Genomic DNA, 16,674 nt, shown 5'->3' with positions numbered 1-16,674 from the left:
CGCCGTCGTTCGTGTTCCGTGCAAAGGGCCAAGGACCGCCAGTTCGGCAGCCGATGCGTGCAGGTCCCCCCTACTTCTTATTCAAGCCCCCTATTTCGCCTTTAGTGCTTCACAAGCCCGGAATCAGCGGACTAACATCCTGCCATCTGGTGATCGTCATTCAGTCGATACAGAAGCCGAATTTACTCACTAAGTAAGAAATTATGCGGAGATAACCCCGGCACTTTGCGCCGCGCCCGCAATCCGTCCGCGGAGTCACCTAATGTGGCTGCCGCGGATGCTGAACATTCAACGCCGAGTATCAGCATGGTCCATTGCGCGCATTTGTTTTGAATATAGCTTCCCCCTGCGCGCCCACCTGAATTCTTGAATGGAGTTTCCGATGAAGAAACTGCTAGTCCTGTGCGCCCTGTTCTTTGCCTTTTTTGCCAGTGCCAGCCCCGCTACTGCTGCCCCGGGTGGTGACGTCCTCCTGGATGTGACCTTCAAGGCCAACCAGCTTTGCAAGTACCCGGTGCAGTTGGTGGTTACCGGTAAATCAAAGTTTATTGACCTTCCCGGCGACCGATTCTTCATAGCATCTCCGGGGCAGGAGGTAACCATCACCAACCTGAAGACTGGAGAGGAAGCAACCTTTCTCATTACGGGCAGCACGCATGCACAGGTAGAGGCTGACGGCACAACGGAAGTCACCGTGACCGGATTGAACGTGGTGCTTAATCCGCGGGAGTCAAACTCAGAATTGCCGGGAATCTATCTGTTGGAGGGAAACTTCAATTTTGCCCTCAAAGCGGATGGGACTGAAGAAAGAGTGTTCAGCGGTACTGGAGATGTAACGGACATCTGCGCACTGCTGGCATAAAACCAGGCCAACGGCCCTCCCTGCGGCGCCGCCTGGAGGGCCAGCGGTGGTGATCGCACGGGGCAGCAGGGCTCGGGAGGCGCAGGGGCCGACGGCTTCTTTGCGAATCGACGCTGATCCGCCGCCTCCGCCATCGGCCCCGGTCTGTTTTTCAACACTTTGGACCCGGCGGCTCAAGAACAGGCGGGCATTGCGTCAAGAATTCCTCAAGACTGCACCGACACCGCAGCGGCCCCTGCGGTCCCGAGGGGGATGACGTGCGGGCGGCCTTCCGTGGGTTCGGGCACCACATGCGCGTCCAGGCCGAACACCTCCAGCAGGCGGGCCGGCGTGATGACCTCCGCGGGGGTTCCCTGCGCCATGACGGCGCCGTCCTTCATGGCAATGATGTGGTCCGAGTACCGGGCCGCGAGCGAGATGTCGTGCAGGACCATCACCACTGTGCGCCGGTGTTCGCGGTTCAGCCTGCGGACGAGTTCCAGCACGTCCACCTGGTGCGCCAGGTCCAGGTAGGTGGTGGGTTCATCCAGGAGCAGGATCCCCGTTTCCTGCGCCAGGGTCATCGAGATCCAGGCGCGCTGCCGCTGCCCGCCGGAGAGGTCGTCCAGCGGTGTATCGGCCAGCTCCAGGATGTCGGTGGCAGCCAGGGCCGCCTCCACCACTGACTCATCGGACGCCGAAAACTGCTGGTACCACTTCTGCCGGGGGTGCCTGCCCCGGGACACGAGGTCCGCCACCGTGAGCCCCGACGGCGCCGTGGGCGTCTGCGGCAGCAGGCTGATCCGGGTGGCAATATGGCGGGTGGAATGCTGCCTCAGCGGGGCGCCGTCGAGGAACACCTCGCCGCCCCGCGGCGCCAGGAGCCTGCCCAGCCCCCGCAGCAGCGTGGACTTGCCGCAGCCGTTCGGGCCGATGATCGAGGTGACCTGCGCATTGGGGACCTCAAGCGACAGGTTGCTGATGATGTCGGCCCCCTCGTAACCGAGGCTGAGGCTGCTGGCGCGGAGGCCCTCCTGCTGCTCTGTGGACGTGTTCAACTCAGCCTCCGCTGGTACTTGAGGATCAGGTGGACCAGGAAAGGCGCGCCCACTACGGCCGTGGCCACGCCCACGGGCAGGGGAGCAGCAAGGACGTTCGCGGACACCGTGTCAGCCGCGAGCACGAAAATGGCGCCCACCAGGGCGGACACACCAACGGGCGGAACCACCGTGGCGGCCAGGGCGCGGGCAATCCGTGGGCTGGCCAGCGCGACGAATGCCACCGGCCCGGCTGCCACCGTGGCCACCGAGGCGAGCAGGACGGCGATAGTGAGCACAACCAGCCGGACGGTGCCGATGCGGGCGCCGAGCCCGACGGCGGTGTCCTCACCCAGGCTGGTCAGCAGCAGCCACCTGCCGCTGGCAATGCCCGCCACGAGCAGCACGGCCGCGCTGAGCGCCAAGGGCTGCACGGTCTCCCACTCCTTCCCGTTCAGGGAACCCATCATCCAGGTGAGGGCCTGGGCGGCACTGGTCACGTCGCCCAGCGTGAGGATCCAGGTGGTGAGGCTTGCCGCCAGGCCGGAGATGCCCAGGCCGGCCAGCACCAGGCGGTAGCTGTCCAGGCCCCGCCGGTAGGAGAGCACGTACACGGCGATGCCGCTGAGGATGCCCGCACCGAAGGCCGCCGCCGGCATGCCCACCGTTGCCGCCACGCCGCTGAGGCCGGCATGCCCGCCGCCGGCGATCACCAGCACGCTGACGGCGCCCAGGGAGGCCCCTGCCGTCACGCCCAGGAGGTCCGGGCTGGCCAGCGGGTTGCGTGCCACGGTTTGGGTGATGGCGCCTGCCGCGGCGAGGCAGGCACCGACGACGACGGCGGCAACCATGCGGGGTGCGCGGAACTCCGTCACGGCAAGGTGGATGCGGGCATTGGAGTCATCGCCGAGCAGGGCCCGCAGGACATCCGGGTATGCCAGGGGAGTGCCGCCGAAGGCGACGTGCAGCGCCATGGCCGCCACGGTGCCGAGGACGAGCAGCCCCGCAACAACCATGGCGCGGACGTTGACGCGGACGGATACCGGCCCGGCGCGCAGCGCCCTGATGCCGGTGGCACCCGGGCCGGGCTTGTGGGGCTGTGTTTCCTGCAGGAGGGTCATAGCGTAGCCAGCCTCCGGCGCCGGGCCAGGTAGACGAAGAACGGGGCGCCCGCCACGGCCAGGACCACGGCGACGGACAGTTCCCCGGGGCGGGCGATGAGCCGGCCCGCCGTGTCCGCAAGGAGCACCAGGGTTGCCCCGGTGAAGAGGGACAACGGAACGAGCCACCGGTAGTCCGGGCCCGTGATGGCGCGGGTGAGGTGGGGGACCAGCAGTCCAGCGAAGGCGATGGGGCCGGCCAGCGTGACGGCGGTCCCGGCCAGCAGGGTGACGGCGCCGATCCCCACCGCACGGGCGCGCAGCACGGAGATGCCCAGGGAAACTGCGGTGTCTGATCCCAGGGCGAGGGCGTTCAGGGCGCGGATGTTCGCCAGGGCCAGCGCCACCCCGGCGACGATGAACGGCCAGACCAGGTCAAGGGCGCCTGAGCGCCCCGCCAGGGATCCCACCTGCCAGAACCGCAGGGTGTCCAGCGCCTGGTCGTTGAGCAGCACGATTCCCGCCACCAGCCCGGAACACAGGGCGGTGACGGCGGCGCCGGCCAGGACCAGGGTGACCGGGGTGGCGCCGTAGCGGGCCGCCGAACCGATCATGAACACCAGGACACTCGCCGCCAGCGCTCCGGCGAAGGCCAGTCCCGCCTGGGTAAGGGCGGGGAGCTCGCCTGCAACCGCCGTCGCGGCAACAATGGCCAAGGCCGCGCCCTGGTTGATGCCGAGCAGGCCGGGGTCCGCCACCGGATTGCGGGTGTGTCCCTGCACCAGGGTCCCGGCGAGGCCCAGGCAGATCCCGGCGCAGACGCCCAGTACGGTGCGGGGCCAGCGCAGTTCGCGGACGGTCACGTCCATCACGTCCCCGGTAGGGGTGAAGACCGCGTGCCAGACCTCCTGCAGGGATGAGGGCTGGCCGCCGATGCACAGGCTGAGTACACAGGCCGCGAACAAGGCGAGGGCCGAAGCCATAAGCCATGCCGTGCTGTTTCGGGGCGGCTTCCTGCCGGGGACGCCTGCGGGGCCGGCGGAAGGATGCGCCTCCCGGGCCACGGGCGGCCCCGGCGCCGGTCCAGCATTAAGCGTTTTCACATGCGGCTTTCTATTACGTCACGGGTTTGTGAGCTAATCCCCGAAGTCCTGCTACAGTCTACGGCAGGCACAGGTAAGCCTTACCTAACGCCCCGCATCCCCCGTAATCTTTCGAAGGCATCCCCGTGAACATTCGCATCACCCGGCAGCTCACCGCTGCCGCCGCAGGCCTGGTGCTCCTGGCCACCGCCGGCTGCGCCTCCCCGGCAGCCAGCACCAGCAGCATCACCTCCACCGCTGCGGAAGCGGCCGGCTTCCCGCTGACCATGGACCACACCATGGGTTCCACCACCATCGAGTCCGCCCCCAAGCGCGTCGTTGCGCTGGACCCCAGCTACATCGACGCAGCCCTCCTGCTCGAGGCTGACCTGGTGGGCTACGTGCAGTACCGGCAGGACCCCAAAGCGCCTTTCGCCCCTTACCTCGGCGACGTCGCCGAGGCCACCAAGGACTCCGTGAACGTGGGGACCCTGGCCGAACCCAACCTGGAAAAGATCCTCGAACTGCAGCCGGACCTGATCGTTTCCGCGAAGGTCCGCCACGAGGCCCTGTACAAGCAGCTGTCCAGGATCGCGCCCACCATCTTCTCCGTGAGCACCGGCCCCACCTGGAAGGAGAACGTCGTCTTCCTCGGCGAGGCCCTGGGCAAGAAGGCCAAGGCCGAGGAACTGGTCAAGGCCTATGAGGACCGTGCCGCCAAGGTCGGCGCTGAGATCCTGGCCAAGAAACCGGACGCCACCTACTCCCTGGTCCGCTTTACCGGCGGCGACACCGCCCGCCTGTACTCCTCCAAATCCTTCATCGGCGAGATCATGGCCGACATGAACATTCCGCGTCCCAAGGACCAGCCGGACAGCGAGAAGGAAATCTTCGTGCCGCTGTCCGCGGAGCAGATCCTGCAGGGTGACGCCGGCCTGGTCATGGTCAGTGCTTTCACCCCGGCCGGAGCCGAAGGGGACAAGGCCCGCGCCCAGCGGGAGGCCTTCACGTCCAACCCGCTGTGGCAGCGGCTCCAGGGCGAGGTCATCAATGTGGACGACGCCACGTTCCTGGCCTCGGTCAGCATCCAGGGCGCCCACGCGGTGATCACCGACCTGGCCAAGCACTACGGCGTGGATCCGCAGCTGCCCTAATGCTGCGGACGGCTGCTTCACCATCGGTGTCCCGGCACCCTGTCCGGGTCTTCGAGGCAGTAGTGGCGGAAGTGCGGGACCTGGGCCCGCACTTCCGCCGCATCACCCTGGCCGGTCCGTCACTGCGGGGGTTCGGGGTGCCGGGCCCCACCCTGGACCTCCGCGTCAAGCTGATCCTGCCCGCCCCGGGTCACCCCCTCACACCCCCCGGTGCCCCCGATGGCACCCTCCAACCGGGCTGGTACCAGGCCTGGCTCCGGCAGGAGCAGCCGGGCCGGGGCTTCATCCGCAGCTACACCGTCCGTGCCATCCGCCAGGGCCCCGGCGGGCCGCACATCGACATCGACGTTGTGCTCCATGACGGCCCCGCCGCCCACGCCGGGCCCGGTTCGGCCTGGGCGCGGAACGTCGTACCCGGGCAGACGGCATGGTTCGTTGGACCCGATGCCGCCGCGGTCACCGCCGCCACGCCCCTGCCGGAGGCCGGCATCAACTGGAACCCGGGCAGTGCGCGGCACGTCCTGCTCGCCGGCGACGAAACCGCCGTCCCGGCCATCGGCTCCATCCTTGAGGCCCTTCCCGAACACCTCACCGGAAACGCCTACCTGGAAGTCCCTGATGCCCGCGGCGTCCTGCCGATCACTACCCGCAGCGACGTGGGGATCACGTGGCTGGACCGCGGCGGCGGCGCCGTCCCCCGGGGCCGGCGCCTGGAGCAGGCCGTCGGGGACGCCGTCGCCCGTAACGGCGTTGGCCCGGGCACCTACGCCTGGGTGGGCGCCGAAACGGGAACCGTCGGGGCCCTTCGCCGCTGCCTTGTTGGCGCCGGGCTTGATCCTCGAACGTCAGAGTTCCGCGGCTACTGGAGCCGGGGCAAGGCAGGCTCCGGGGCCAACGGCATTCCGCTGGCAGCTACCTAGGCAGGTACCCGGGCGGGAGTTGAATCCCAAATATGAGTACTCGGTACTCGTGACCGGCTGCGGCGTCGCACCTAGGCTGGACGGAAGGGGATCAGACCGGGGCGCTGCGTTCTTGCCCGCAGTCCCCTGCGGACCACGCTGGGAGGACACATGGCAAACAGGCCCCGCAACGGCCTTTTCGCCTGGATGGGTGCGCCACGGACGCCGCGGCGTCCTGTCCCTGAGGACGGAACGTCACCGGCGGAGTCGATCAGGCAGCCCGCGCGGACCGGCGGCGCCGTCCTGATGATAGTTTCCCTGGCGCTCACAATCGGCTCGCTCAGCGTTGCCGCGAATACCCCTGGACCCCAGCCTCCAGAAGGGAAAGACGCAGAGCCGGTGACCCAGGCGACTGGCTCGGCGCAGCCCGCTACGGGTGCTGCTTCCCCGGAGCCAACTACTTCTGATCCTGGGCCGCCGCAGCCAATTGCCGAGGCCGGATTTCCGGAACCCACGGCGGAAACCGCATCCCCGGAGCCCGCCCAGGACGGCGGGTCCGGGCCGGCTGCCAATACCGAGTCCTCACCCTCCCTTGAAGCCGTGCCGGTGGGCGACCTGCCCGGCTGGAGGCAGGTCTTTGTTGAGGATTTCACGGACGGGGACGTGCCCCTGGGCGGTTTTCCCGGCATCTACGGTTCGAGATGGACCGAGACCTACAAGGACGGCACGCCAGACACCCATGCCAAGACGCAAGAAAAGGCCGCCAGAACGTCCGGCTATTTTCCATCCAAGGTATTGAGCGTCCATGACGGCCTCCTGGATATGTACCTGCACTCGGAAAACGGCGTCTCCATGGGTGCGGCACCCTCCCCGAAATTCGACGGCGCCAGCCAGCCGCCGTACAACAGCCAGCTCTACGGGCGCTACTCCGTGCGTTTCAAGGCAGATTCCGTGCCGGGTTTCAAGGTGGCCTGGCTGCTCTGGCCCGTCAGTAAGCAGTGGCCGCAGGACGGGGAGGTCGATTTCCCGGAAGGGGACCTGTCCAAAGTCATCTATGCTGCCTTGCACGGCATCGGCCCGGACGGGCACACCTTCGACGTCTTCCGTCCCAACGTTCCGTTTACGGACTGGCATGTGGCAACCACCGAGTGGAGCCCCGGGCGCATCGAATTCTTCCTTGACGGCAAGTCCATCGGCGTTGCCACGTCAATGGTCCCGGACAAGCCAATGCGCTACCTCCTGCAGACCGAGTCCTGCCTGACAGGCTGCCCGGCACCCGAGACCAGCGGCCACGTGTACGTCGACTGGGTGGCCATCTGGGCCAGGAACTAGGCACGGTCCGCCCGGGTTTTCCGGCAGGCCCGGCCACCGGCATGCGTGCGGGTCCCGGGAACTTCAGGGGCCGGTAGGTACAATCAACGCCTAGAGGAACGCACACTGCTTTGCCGGAGGTACGGAGAAACAATGTCGGAATGGCTCGAAGTCGGCGCGAACAACTATGTGCTGGTCACCGAAGGATCGCTGCTGAACACCGGACTGGTGGTGGGATCCGAGCGGGCCATGGTGATCGATACCGGCTGCGGCCCCCGGCAGGGCCAGGAAATTCTGGACGCGGTGCGGGACAAGACCCAGCTGCCGCTCGTCGTGGTCAACACCCACGCGCATTACGACCATTTCTTCGGCAACGCGGTGTTTGCGGAGGCCGGCGCCACCGAGTTCTGGGCGCACCAGAACTGCGCCACCGAAATCGAAGAGCGCGGGGACCTCCAGCGCCGCTTCGTGGGGACGCTGGAGCCGGAGATGTCCACCGGGGAGGGCGAAAACGTGGAGCTCGTGGTCCCCAACGCCATCGTCAAGGACCAGCCGGTGCTGGTTGACCTCGGCGGGCTGACCGCCACCCTGTTCTACCTGGGCCGCGGCCACACGGACGGCGACCTGCTGGTGGGCACCCCCACCACGCTGTATGTGGGGGACCTGGTGGAGCAGGGCGCGCACCCGTCCTTCGAGGACTCCTACCCGGAGGAGTGGGCGGACGTGCTCCGCCACATCTCGGCGCTCCGCCACCGCTACGAGTTCCTGATCCCCGGGCACGGGAAGCCGTGCAGCGACCAGTTCGTCAAGACCATGGCCCACACGCTGACCACCGCGGTCCGCCAAGCGCGCCAGTCCATCCGCGACACCCCGGACGACGCCACCAAGGCCATCCCGGTCCTGCCCTACGGGCCGGAACAGTCGCGCTGGTTCATCAAGCGGCTGCAGGAGACCCGCCGCGAGCACTAGCCAAAGTAGAACGTACGACGGCGGCCGCGTGCCGCCGTCGTTCGCCTTGTGTTTCGCAGGGGGGACCTTCAGCCCGGCAGCCCGGCGTTTTCCCAGCCCGCCCCGCCTAGGATGTTCCCCATGAAGGTTGCCCGAGAGGCGAACTCCGCTGCCGTGGTGATAAACGCCGGGGCGCGCCTGGGAGCGGCGGCGCCCGAGCTGGCGGTGGACACCCTGCAGAGGGCCGGCCTGCCCGTCTCCTCCGTGCACCACGTGCTGTCCGGCGCGGAGCTGCCCGGAATCCTTGACCGGGTGGTGGCCGACGGACACGACCTGGTGGTGGTTGGCGGCGGTGACGGAACGGTGTCCTGTGCCGCCGGCCGGCTCGCCGGGACCGGAATCGTGCTCGGCGTCCTGCCGCTGGGCACCGCAAACGACCTTGCCCGCACGCTGGAGATCCCGGGCGATCTTGCCGGCGCCTGCGCCGCGCTCGCCGGCGGCAAGGTGGTGGACATCGACCTGGGGCGGGCGAACGGCCAGCCCTTCCTGAACGTCGCGTCCGTTGGCCTGTCGGTCGGGGTCACCGAGACCCTCAGCCCCCGCCTGAAGCGGTACCTCGGTCCGGCCGCCTACGCCGTGGCCGCCGTGCGCGCCTACGCCCGCCACCGGCCGTTCCGGGCCCGGCTCGAGTTCCCGGAGGGGGACCATGGCACGCTGGAGCTCGAGGACATGCTGCAGGTGGCGGTGGGCAACGGCCGCCACTACGGCGGCGGCAACACGGTCTCGCCGACGGCCGGGATTGACGACCACCTCCTGGATATCTACGCCATCCCCGGGGCGCCGCTCCGCGAGCACGTGCGGATCGCACGGCTGCTGAAGGACGGCAGCTTTGTGGAGCGCCACGGCGTGCACCACCTGACCACCCGGCGGGTCCGGCTGGTTACCGAGCCGCCCATGCCCGTGAATCTCGACGGCGAGATCGCCACGGCCACGCCCGCCGACTTCACCATCGAGCGCAATGCCGTGCACGTTGTGGTGCCGGAAAGCAGCACCAGTGCCCGGTTCGATGGCTAGCGGGCCGCGCCGGCCGGCCGGCGGTGCCTTCAGGTCCAGGCAGGAATGGCTCAAGTACGGCGGACTTTTTGTGCTGGCCGTGCTGGCGTTCGGGGTGGCTGCCATTGCCCTGATGGGACCCCCGAACCCGGACGAAGCGGGCCCGGCGGCCGCAAGCCCCGCGGCCGCCGCGCCGACAATTACAGCTTCCGTGGCGCCGACACCCAGCGGTACCGCCGCGCCTGCAACGGGCGGAACGCCGGGAATTGAGCTGCCCGCCGAGCCCGTCCTGCTGATTCTCGGCGATTCGTACACGGCCGGGGTGGGGGCGGACCAGCCGGACCAGGGGTGGGCGTACCTGGTTGCCGCGGAGCTCGGCTACCCCGCCACGGTGGACGGCGCGGGCGGAACCGGGTTCGCCTGGGGCGGCGGGGCGCAGGACGACGGGGGTGAAGAGTACGAAGTCCGGTTGCGGAAGATCGCCGACAATGCCGCCTTCGTGCCCAACGTCCTGGTGCTGCAGGGCGGACAGAACGATTCCGCCGTCGCTAATCCGGCTGAAGTGGAAGCCGCCACTGCCCAGACCATCGAGGCGGCACGGAGGTTCTGGCCGGGTGTCCAGGTGGTGGTGCTCGGGCCGTCGGCGCCGCAGCCACTGGCGGAGGGGCTGCGCGGCGTGAACAGCGCCGTCCGGGCCGGTGCCGCGGCAGCCAACGCACCCTTTATCGACGCCGTCGAGGGCAACTGGTTCACGGGCGCCAACAGTCCGGGCTTCGACGCCGACGGCGCCCACCCCAACACCGCCGGCCACGCCTACATCGCCGGGAAGTTCCTGGAGTCCTGGGCGGGCCTGACGCGGTAAGCCGGGCGGGTGCCGCCAGGGCTGCCGACGCCGCCCCGAACCACGTGGTGCGGAATTTGTAAAACGAGTAGGAAATACGCAGGCGCCGAAGCGTGGGGATGCGTAGAGTCTGCGCATGGCCAATGTAATTGAACGAAAGCACGGTCGCCGCAGGGGGCCGGGTCCGGCCAAAGGTGGTCGCCAGCCGCTGTTTATCTTTGGTGTCGTCCTGGCGGTGGTCCTGGTTCTGGCCGCCTACGTCCTGATGCGTGGCTGAGCCGATGCATGTCCCAACCACGGCATAACCCGCTTGGGATTCTCCTGCGACGGTCCTTACTTACCGGAGATCGGCCTCTGCAGGCTGACTTGAGCCTGCTTCAGCAGATCCGGGGCCGCGCAGAAGAGGCGCTCAAGCTTCGGGCCGAGCTTCGAGGCTTCCACCCGTGCTTTGGCAGTGCACCCTGCACGCACCAGCAATTCCAGCTCCCGGCAGTGCGTTTCTGCCTCTAAGGCGCCCGTCATAGACGAGGTGATCCTCAAACTGACCAGGGCATCCAAGACCACGTCCGGGTCTTCGTCGTCCAGGGCCAGGAGGATGCGGGACCAGCGGCCAGGAATCATGCTCAGGTAGTCAGACAGAAATCTGAGCGCGATTTCCGGGCTGAGATCGTCGCCAATTTCCATGATCGGCGCGAGGTCGAACGCTGGCGCGTGCCCAGCCGTTCGTGCCCCCAGGCCTGAGCTGCCCGCATTAACCGTCTGCGGGACCTGGAGCTCACCGGACACGATTTTCACGTCGATAACCATGAGGTTTACCCCGTTCAAGTGACGGGCCGAGCCACAGCGGCTCGGCCGAACCACTTGATTCTGGCGGTCCACCGTCAAGAAAGCTCTGCTCCAGAATCAACATTTCATCAATTCTTGGCCGATCGGTGGTGCGGCGCCCCGTCAGTTGCTGAGGGCGGGGATTTTCGCTTCGCGGAGGATGGCGTCAGCGTAGCCCAGGGCGTAGCCGGTGGCATTCGGGTGGAAGCTCATGCCGCTGAAGGGGTCGGCCGGATCGAAAAAGAACCAGGAGCCGGGCAGGCCGACGCCGTGTCCCTCGAACTCGTCGGTGACGCTGACGTAGACGGTTCCGGGAGACTTCTTGGCCGCGTCCTTGATGGCCTTGTTCAGGGTGTCCGTGCCTTTGTTGAAGACCTTCGCCGCTTCGTTGGTGATGTAGCCGTTGGCCCCGACTTCCGGGGAGAACAGGTGCGGATAGCCCAGTGCCACGATTCTGGCATTCGGTGCCTGGGCGCGGATGGCTGCGTAGGCAGCGGTCAGGGCCGGGAGGACCACGGCCTGGGCAACGGCTTCCGCGGCCTTCACCTCCGCCGCGCAAACCTCCAGGGGGCGCAGCATGCAGGCCCCGAGCAGGTTCCCGAACCCGACGTCGTTCCCTCCGGCGGTGATGGTCACCAGGTCCGTTTCCGCGTTCAGGACGCCGGCGGCGGATGCCACCTGGACCTGCAGGGGCACCATGGCGGCGGTCCAGCCCGCGCAGGCTGCGTTGGCCGTGAGCTGCACGTGGTCCTGGGTGTCCAGCACATCGGCGTAGCCAGGCGATGACTGGTAGCACGGCTGCAGCTCGGCGGGGTAGAGAGGAGAGACGGTGACAGACGGGGAGGCGCCGATGCCGGAGGTAAAGGAATCCCCCAGGGCGACGTAGTCCAGCGGCGCCGCGTCCTGGGCGGCTGCCGGCGCAGCGACGGAGCCGGCCAGCAGTCCGGCGATGACGGCGGCCAGCAGACCCATGCGCCCCGCACTGCCCCTTCGGGTGCGGGCGCATGGGCTTGCCCCTGGCTCAGAATGCGTGATCCGGATTTCCCTAGGCGATGTGTTCTTCACGGTTCTTCTCCCTGGCGTATTGCCAGGTGCCGTGGCTCCTGGCTTCTGGCTTGTGTGTCGAGCGGTCCGCCCGGCCCTACCTTCCATGGCGTTACTACAGCGTTACGGGCACAGGCATGCCGTCAGGCTATATTGAGTTACTAAACATGTTTGGTAATTGGTCTCCGGGGGGAACCATGGCTCCAGTCAGCAGTGTCCGCGTTTCGACCTTTCAGTCATTCCGGTACGTCTACGGTGCCAAAGCGGGACCGGCCAATCCTGAGGCCGGCACGGGGAAACCCTGAGGTGCCCTGATGCGGAAGCCCCCGCCGGCCGGCAGTCCCCGACCGGCGAAGAATGATTCTTCCCGCTCCCCGGTCCCCGGCGGGCAGGCACAGCTTCGGCCCTCCCCGTTGCGGCCATGGATGTTGTACTCCTGCTTCCTGGCCGGCCTGATCCTCGCGCTTGGCGTCTCGGCGGTCCTGCTCAGGGAACCGTGGGGAGTGGTTGTGCTCGCCGCCGTGATTGCGCCGGTTGCTGTCTACTTGGTGTGGGCGCTGCTGCGCATACAGAGCAGGAAATCCTCCGCCGCGTCCGGAGCGTCCCATCTCCTGGAAGCTGTGCTGGCCACCAGCAGGGAATGGCTGTGGACCATCGGCCCGGACGGCAGGTTCACCTTTTCCGGGCCAATGTCCCGGGAGCTCCTCGGGTATGACCCCTCCGAACTCATCGGCCAGCACTACAGCCAGATCATCGAACCCGATGACCTGGCCCGGGCGCTGCAGGACAGGGTGGGCCTGGAGGGCCCTGACGCTTCATGGTCCGGTCTCGTGACCACCTGCCGGCACCGGGACGGCCGCCGGGTCCTTGTTGAGGTTTCCGGCAGGTCGATCTTTGACGGGCAGGGGCAAGTGTGCGGCTTCGAGGGGACCACGCGAGCCCTGGACGCGCCCCCGGCCCATGACGCTGCGGCCGAAGAAGCCTTCGCCGGGGTAGAAGCCATGCTTTCCTCCCGCACTTTGTTGACGGCCTTCCAGCCCATCCGCGCTTCGGACTCCGGCGCTGTGATCGGGGCGGAGGCGCTGACGAGGTTCCTGAGCGCTGACGATCCCGGGATGTCCCCGGAGGCCTGGTTTGCTGAGGCCGCCTCTGTGGGGCTGGGTGTTGACCTGGAAATAATTGCGCTTCAGTCGGCCCTGATTGCCGCGGAGTCCCTGCCGGAAGACCTCTACGTGGCCGTCAACCTTTCCCCCGGGGCGTGCCTTGATAATCGGGTGGCCGGTCTCCTGCTGGGCTGCGGCATTCCACTGGGGCGCATCGTGCTGGAACTGACGGAGCACCACGAAGTGGCCGACTACGGCCAACTTGGAGGAGTGCTGGCTCCACTGCGGAGCGCGGGTTTGAGGATTGCTATAGATGACGCCGGTGCAGGGTTCGCTTCCATGCGCCACATCGTTGAACTCAGGCCAGACCTGATTAAGCTCGACCGGAAGGTCATCACCGGCATCAACGCCGACGCTGGCCTGCAGGCTTTGGGCGCCGCCATGGTCGGCTTCGCCCGGGAGATCGGTGCTTCCCTCGTTGCCGAAGGGATTGAAACCGAGGCTGAACTTGCCGCCGTGCGGAAGCTGGGCATGGGCGCAGGCCAGGGGTACCTGCTGGGCAGGCCCACTGTGGCCACGGAGGAATGGAAACAGTGGTCCAGTGCGGGCTCAAACCACAACCCCTCCACCCGCCCGGCGGAACGGCACGAACATCCGTAACCTGCGGGGACCACCCATCCCTGAGCCATGGTGGTGCGAATCACAGAGAGGTCACGGAACCTCCTCGGTGGCCCCTGGTAGGGAGCAGAAAATGAACAGAAATTCCAAGCTGGCTATTGGCGGCGCGGCAGCAGCTGTAATCACAGTGGTATCCCTGGGTGCAGGCCCCGTTCTGGCCAATAACGGAAAGTCACCGGACAAGTCCGTCACGCTCACGGCTGTGCTCAGCGAACTGAACGGCTCCGGCGCATCGGGTACCGCAACGGCCGTGGTGAAGAACCAGAAGATCGAACACATCGAGGTCCACGCTGAGGGCCTGACACCGGACGCGCCCCACGCCCAGCACATCCATTACGGCAATGACGCACTGAACGAGTGCCCCACCCTTGCCCAGGACTCGAACCGGGACGGGCGCATCAACACTGTTGAAGGGATACCGGCCTACGGCCCGGTGGTGGTATCGCTGAACACCACGGGGGACACCACCCCGGCCAGCTTCCTCGATGTGGCCCGCTTCCCCGTCTCCAGCGACGGGACCTTCAGCTACAGCCGGGACAATATCGAATTCACCGATGTCGCCGGAACGGGCTACCCCGGTGCCGGCGGACTCGGCACGGCCAAGCAGATCGCGGATTCCATCCGGGAAGGCGAAGGCGTTCTGGTCATCCACGGGCTGGACTACGACGGCAACGGAACCTACAACTTCAGCGACCCCGAAGGCGCAAGCGAGCTGAACGGTGCCTTGCCTGCCGAAGCCACCGATCCGGCGGTATGCGGCGTCCTGCGCTGATCCCCTGACGGACTGGCCGCTGCTGGGGGCGGCCAGATCCAAAACCCCCGTTCCTTGCGCGCATTCCCCGGGGCCGCCGCCGTGGTGCCAACCCCTCAATCCACCAGACCTACTCCAGGCACGGGTCCGTGGAACATACTTGAGATGGGGGGACGGCAGGATTTCTCAGTGAGGAGAAGCCATGTTGCAGGCCCTGATGTGCAGATTGAACCTCCGCCACGAGTGGCACGTCGAACACACCGAGGACGGCGGCTTGTACAAACGATGCCTTTGCTGCGGAAAGGATGACGACCGTGGCGGAGGCGGGACCGGCGCTCCCGGCGCCTGGGCGGGGCCCGCGGGAATGGGCTGAGCGCACGGCATGCGTCCTCAATTCCGGATGCCGGGGGAGGCGCGCATAACGTGCGGTCCATTTGCCTGCTGTGACGGCCCATGCGCGGCGGGTCGCGCTTGGCGGTGCCCCCCTGGCACCGCCAAGCGCTGAGACCCATCGGTTGCCCGACTCAAGGCTGCGGTACTCCTGGACCCAGTTCCAGCCGCACCCCCATGCGCCGCTGCCTTTCACTGACTACTGTGGACTCCCATCCTCAAGGGAGGCGGCAGATAGCGTCAAGAACTTCCCAAGACTTCCTCAAATTCGGGCCCATCGTCCCGCTGAGGCCGGCGTCAGGTGACCGACTGCTCTACCGGGAGCCCTGCCGCCTTCCACTCAGGGAAGCCCTCCTCAAGCCGTGCGGCCGTGCGTCCTTCGTCCGTGAGCAGCCGCACGGCCTCGTCCGCAAACAGGCAGTACGGTCCGCGGCAGTAGGCCACGACTTCGCCCCCTCGGGGAACCTCCCGCAACCGGGACTTGACGTCCGAGAGGGGCACGGAGATCGCACCGGGGATATGTCCGGCGTCGTATTCCGGCTGTGGCCGCACGTCCAGCACTACCACGTCGCCCTGCCGCAGCCGCAGCAGCAGATCGTCGCGCGTGATGGTGCTCAGGTCGGCGCGGTCGCCGACGTAGGCGCGGACCAGTTCGCCCAGCTCCCCGGCGTGGGTTTCGGCTGTCTCCCGAAGTGCCCGCCACAGCCGTTCCACGGCCGGGCTGGCGAGGGAATAGTAGATCCGCGTCCCCGAGCGCCGTGAGGAGGCGAGGCCGGCCCGCAGCAGGCGCTGCAGGTGCTGGGATGTGTTGGCCATGCTCTGGTGGATCTCTGCGGCGAGCTCTTCAACCGGCCGCTCGCCCTGGGCGAGGACATCGATGAGCTGGGCCCTCCGGCCGTTCCCTATCGCCTTGGCAGTTTCCACGAGGACGTCGTAGAGCGCGTCCTTGTCCTGCTGGTCGCCCATGTGTGCCTCCTATTCAAGATATCTCTTGACAAGCCTACCTCCGCGGGTTTCTTATTCAAGTATCTACTTGAATAAGAGAGGGGGCGGTGGCCGTGTCCACCATCCAAACGCCACACCAGCAGGAGTCCCGCCTTCGGACAGGAGCGGGCCTCATGACGCTGGCCGGGCTGGCCTTCGTGGGGTACGCCGTGATCTTTTTGATAATGAACTTCACGGACGCCTTCCTTGAACTGGGCATCGGACCCGAGCAAGTGGACAAGGGGAAGGCAGAGATCGAGGCGTTCAGCCCGCAGCTGTACCACTACATCAGCCATCTGCACATCGCGGTCAGCGGCTTCATCGCGGCAACCGGCCTGGCAGTCGCAGGCCTGTCCTGGTTCGGGGTGCGCCGCGGAGAACGGTGGGCCTTCGCCACCGCAGTCATCGTCCCTGTCGTTGGACTCGCAGTGGCCCTCCCCGCACATTACCCGTGGGGCCTGGCCACGCTGGGGCACCTCGGCCTGATCTACCTCGCCGTCCTCATTTTCCTCGCGGGGGTCGTGGCGGCCTACACCGGAATGCGGAGCGCCGCGGCTTCACACCACTGACGCTGGCCCAAAAGTGAACGTACGACGGCGGCCGCGGGCCGCCGTCGTACGTTTCAGTCCCTTT

General features: G+C 67.1%; 17 protein-coding genes. 11 read left to right on the top strand and 6 right to left on the bottom strand.

Annotated elements, in window-relative coordinates; translation table 11 throughout:
• The first annotated feature begins 382 nt into the window (after positions 1–382).
• Positions 383–862, top strand: a complete 480-nt coding sequence (locus ACQ3DC_RS03410) for a hypothetical protein (RefSeq protein WP_157241455.1) — start codon at positions 383–385, stop codon at positions 860–862.
• 206 nt (positions 863–1,068) lie between these two features.
• On the opposite strand, the gene ACQ3DC_RS03405 is transcribed toward ACQ3DC_RS03410, so the two are convergent.
• Genes ACQ3DC_RS03405 through ACQ3DC_RS03395 form a run of 3 tightly spaced genes read right to left on the bottom strand, consistent with a single transcriptional unit; the run spans position 1,069 to position 4,081 of the window.
• Positions 1,069–1,899, bottom strand: a complete 831-nt coding sequence (locus ACQ3DC_RS03405) for an ABC transporter ATP-binding protein (protein ID WP_430751527.1) — start codon at positions 1,897–1,899, stop codon at positions 1,069–1,071.
• Positions 1,896–2,999 (bottom strand): FecCD family ABC transporter permease, encoded by a 1,104-nt coding sequence (locus ACQ3DC_RS03400; protein WP_430751526.1) that lies wholly within the window; start codon positions 2,997–2,999, stop codon positions 1,896–1,898. Before ACQ3DC_RS03400 ends, ACQ3DC_RS03405 begins: the two co-directional genes overlap by 4 nt.
• Positions 2,996–4,081 carry a FecCD family ABC transporter permease gene (locus ACQ3DC_RS03395; protein WP_430751525.1) on the bottom strand — a complete coding sequence of 362 codons (1,086 nt, stop codon included), beginning with the start codon at positions 4,079–4,081 and terminating at the stop codon, positions 2,996–2,998. The genes ACQ3DC_RS03400 and ACQ3DC_RS03395 overlap by 4 nt, the downstream gene beginning before the upstream one ends.
• 125 nt (positions 4,082–4,206) lie before the next feature.
• Here ACQ3DC_RS03395 and ACQ3DC_RS03390 point away from each other — a divergent pair, with 125 nt between their 5' ends.
• From ACQ3DC_RS03390 to ACQ3DC_RS03360, 7 genes are all read left to right on the top strand, one after another.
• Positions 4,207–5,214, top strand: coding sequence for an ABC transporter substrate-binding protein (locus ACQ3DC_RS03390; RefSeq protein WP_430751524.1), 1,008 nt, complete (start codon positions 4,207–4,209; stop codon positions 5,212–5,214).
• Positions 5,214–6,134: a siderophore-interacting protein gene (locus ACQ3DC_RS03385; protein WP_430751523.1), complete on the top strand. Its 921-nt coding sequence runs from the start codon at positions 5,214–5,216 to the stop codon at positions 6,132–6,134. Before ACQ3DC_RS03390 ends, ACQ3DC_RS03385 begins: the two co-directional genes overlap by 1 nt.
• 150 nt (positions 6,135–6,284) lie before the next feature.
• Positions 6,285–7,445 carry a family 16 glycosylhydrolase gene (locus tag ACQ3DC_RS03380; RefSeq protein WP_430751522.1) on the top strand — a complete coding sequence of 387 codons (1,161 nt, stop codon included), beginning with the start codon at positions 6,285–6,287 and terminating at the stop codon, positions 7,443–7,445.
• A 132-nt stretch (positions 7,446–7,577) separates the two neighbouring features.
• Complete coding sequence (locus ACQ3DC_RS03375; protein ID WP_157241458.1) at positions 7,578–8,393, top strand: MBL fold metallo-hydrolase; 816 nt, start codon at positions 7,578–7,580, stop codon at positions 8,391–8,393.
• A 120-nt stretch (positions 8,394–8,513) separates the two neighbouring features.
• Positions 8,514–9,446, top strand: a complete 933-nt coding sequence (locus ACQ3DC_RS03370; RefSeq protein ID WP_157241459.1) for a lipid kinase — start codon at positions 8,514–8,516, stop codon at positions 9,444–9,446.
• Entirely contained in the window at positions 9,439–10,287 is an 849-nt protein-coding gene (locus ACQ3DC_RS03365) for an SGNH/GDSL hydrolase family protein (protein WP_430751521.1), read from the top strand. The genes ACQ3DC_RS03370 and ACQ3DC_RS03365 overlap by 8 nt, the downstream gene beginning before the upstream one ends.
• A 115-nt stretch (positions 10,288–10,402) precedes the next feature.
• A complete protein-coding gene (locus ACQ3DC_RS03360; protein WP_197432475.1) occupies positions 10,403–10,543 on the top strand; it encodes a hypothetical protein in 141 nt (46 codons plus the stop codon).
• Positions 10,544–10,599: 56 nt separating this feature from the next.
• Here ACQ3DC_RS03360 and ACQ3DC_RS03355 read toward each other — a convergent pair whose 3' ends face one another.
• Entirely contained in the window at positions 10,600–11,073 is a 474-nt protein-coding gene (locus tag ACQ3DC_RS03355) for an Hpt domain-containing protein (protein WP_157241461.1), read from the bottom strand.
• Between the two features lie 141 nt (positions 11,074–11,214).
• Complete coding sequence (locus tag ACQ3DC_RS03350; protein WP_430751520.1) at positions 11,215–12,063, bottom strand: SGNH/GDSL hydrolase family protein; 849 nt, start codon at positions 12,061–12,063, stop codon at positions 11,215–11,217.
• Positions 12,064–12,560: 497 nt separating this feature from the next.
• On the opposite strand from ACQ3DC_RS03350, the gene ACQ3DC_RS03345 reads away from it, so the two are divergent.
• Positions 12,561–13,898, top strand: coding sequence for a sensor domain-containing phosphodiesterase (locus ACQ3DC_RS03345; protein WP_430751519.1), 1,338 nt, complete (start codon positions 12,561–12,563; stop codon positions 13,896–13,898).
• Positions 13,899–13,989: 91 nt separating this feature from the next.
• The gene (locus ACQ3DC_RS03340) at positions 13,990–14,688 is read left to right on the top strand and encodes a hypothetical protein (RefSeq protein ID WP_430751518.1); all 699 of its coding nucleotides are present in this window, start codon (positions 13,990–13,992) and stop codon (positions 14,686–14,688) included.
• Positions 14,689–15,354: 666 nt separating this feature from the next.
• On the opposite strand, the gene ACQ3DC_RS03335 is transcribed toward ACQ3DC_RS03340, so the two are convergent.
• On the bottom strand, positions 15,355–16,023 hold the full coding sequence (locus tag ACQ3DC_RS03335) for an ArsR/SmtB family transcription factor (protein WP_430751517.1): 669 nt from the start codon (positions 16,021–16,023) through the stop codon (positions 15,355–15,357).
• A 92-nt stretch (positions 16,024–16,115) separates the two neighbouring features.
• Here ACQ3DC_RS03335 and ACQ3DC_RS03330 point away from each other — a divergent pair, with 92 nt between their 5' ends.
• Positions 16,116–16,610, top strand: a complete 495-nt coding sequence (locus ACQ3DC_RS03330; protein ID WP_430751516.1) for a hypothetical protein — start codon at positions 16,116–16,118, stop codon at positions 16,608–16,610.
• The last annotated feature ends 64 nt before the right edge of the window (positions 16,611–16,674 follow it).

This window comes from Paenarthrobacter sp. NEAU-H11 (assembly GCF_050573415.1).
Classification (GTDB): domain Bacteria; phylum Actinomycetota; class Actinomycetes; order Actinomycetales; family Micrococcaceae; genus Arthrobacter.
The sequence above is the reverse complement of the archived record's forward strand: the minus strand, read 5'-3'. Positions and strand labels throughout refer to the sequence as shown.

Coding starts and splice junctions, on each gene's coding strand:
- ACQ3DC_RS03410 (WP_157241455.1), top strand. CDS start 383: ATGAAGAAACTGCTAGTCCTGTGCGCCCTGTTCTTTGCCTTTTTTGCC.
- ACQ3DC_RS03400 (WP_430751526.1), bottom strand. CDS start 2,999: ATGACCCTCCTGCAGGAAACACAGCCCCACAAGCCCGGCCCGGGTGCC.
- ACQ3DC_RS03385 (WP_430751523.1), top strand. CDS start 5,214: ATGCTGCGGACGGCTGCTTCACCATCGGTGTCCCGGCACCCTGTCCGG.
- ACQ3DC_RS03380 (WP_430751522.1), top strand. CDS start 6,285: ATGGCAAACAGGCCCCGCAACGGCCTTTTCGCCTGGATGGGTGCGCCA.
- ACQ3DC_RS03375 (WP_157241458.1), top strand. CDS start 7,578: ATGTCGGAATGGCTCGAAGTCGGCGCGAACAACTATGTGCTGGTCACC.
- ACQ3DC_RS03370 (WP_157241459.1), top strand. CDS start 8,514: ATGAAGGTTGCCCGAGAGGCGAACTCCGCTGCCGTGGTGATAAACGCC.
- ACQ3DC_RS03365 (WP_430751521.1), top strand. CDS start 9,439: ATGGCTAGCGGGCCGCGCCGGCCGGCCGGCGGTGCCTTCAGGTCCAGG.
- ACQ3DC_RS03360 (WP_197432475.1), top strand. CDS start 10,403: ATGGCCAATGTAATTGAACGAAAGCACGGTCGCCGCAGGGGGCCGGGT.
- ACQ3DC_RS03355 (WP_157241461.1), bottom strand. CDS start 11,073: ATGGTTATCGACGTGAAAATCGTGTCCGGTGAGCTCCAGGTCCCGCAG.
- ACQ3DC_RS03350 (WP_430751520.1), bottom strand. CDS start 12,063: ATGGGTCTGCTGGCCGCCGTCATCGCCGGACTGCTGGCCGGCTCCGTC.
- ACQ3DC_RS03345 (WP_430751519.1), top strand. CDS start 12,561: ATGTTGTACTCCTGCTTCCTGGCCGGCCTGATCCTCGCGCTTGGCGTC.
- ACQ3DC_RS03340 (WP_430751518.1), top strand. CDS start 13,990: ATGAACAGAAATTCCAAGCTGGCTATTGGCGGCGCGGCAGCAGCTGTA.
- ACQ3DC_RS03335 (WP_430751517.1), bottom strand. CDS start 16,023: ATGGGCGACCAGCAGGACAAGGACGCGCTCTACGACGTCCTCGTGGAA.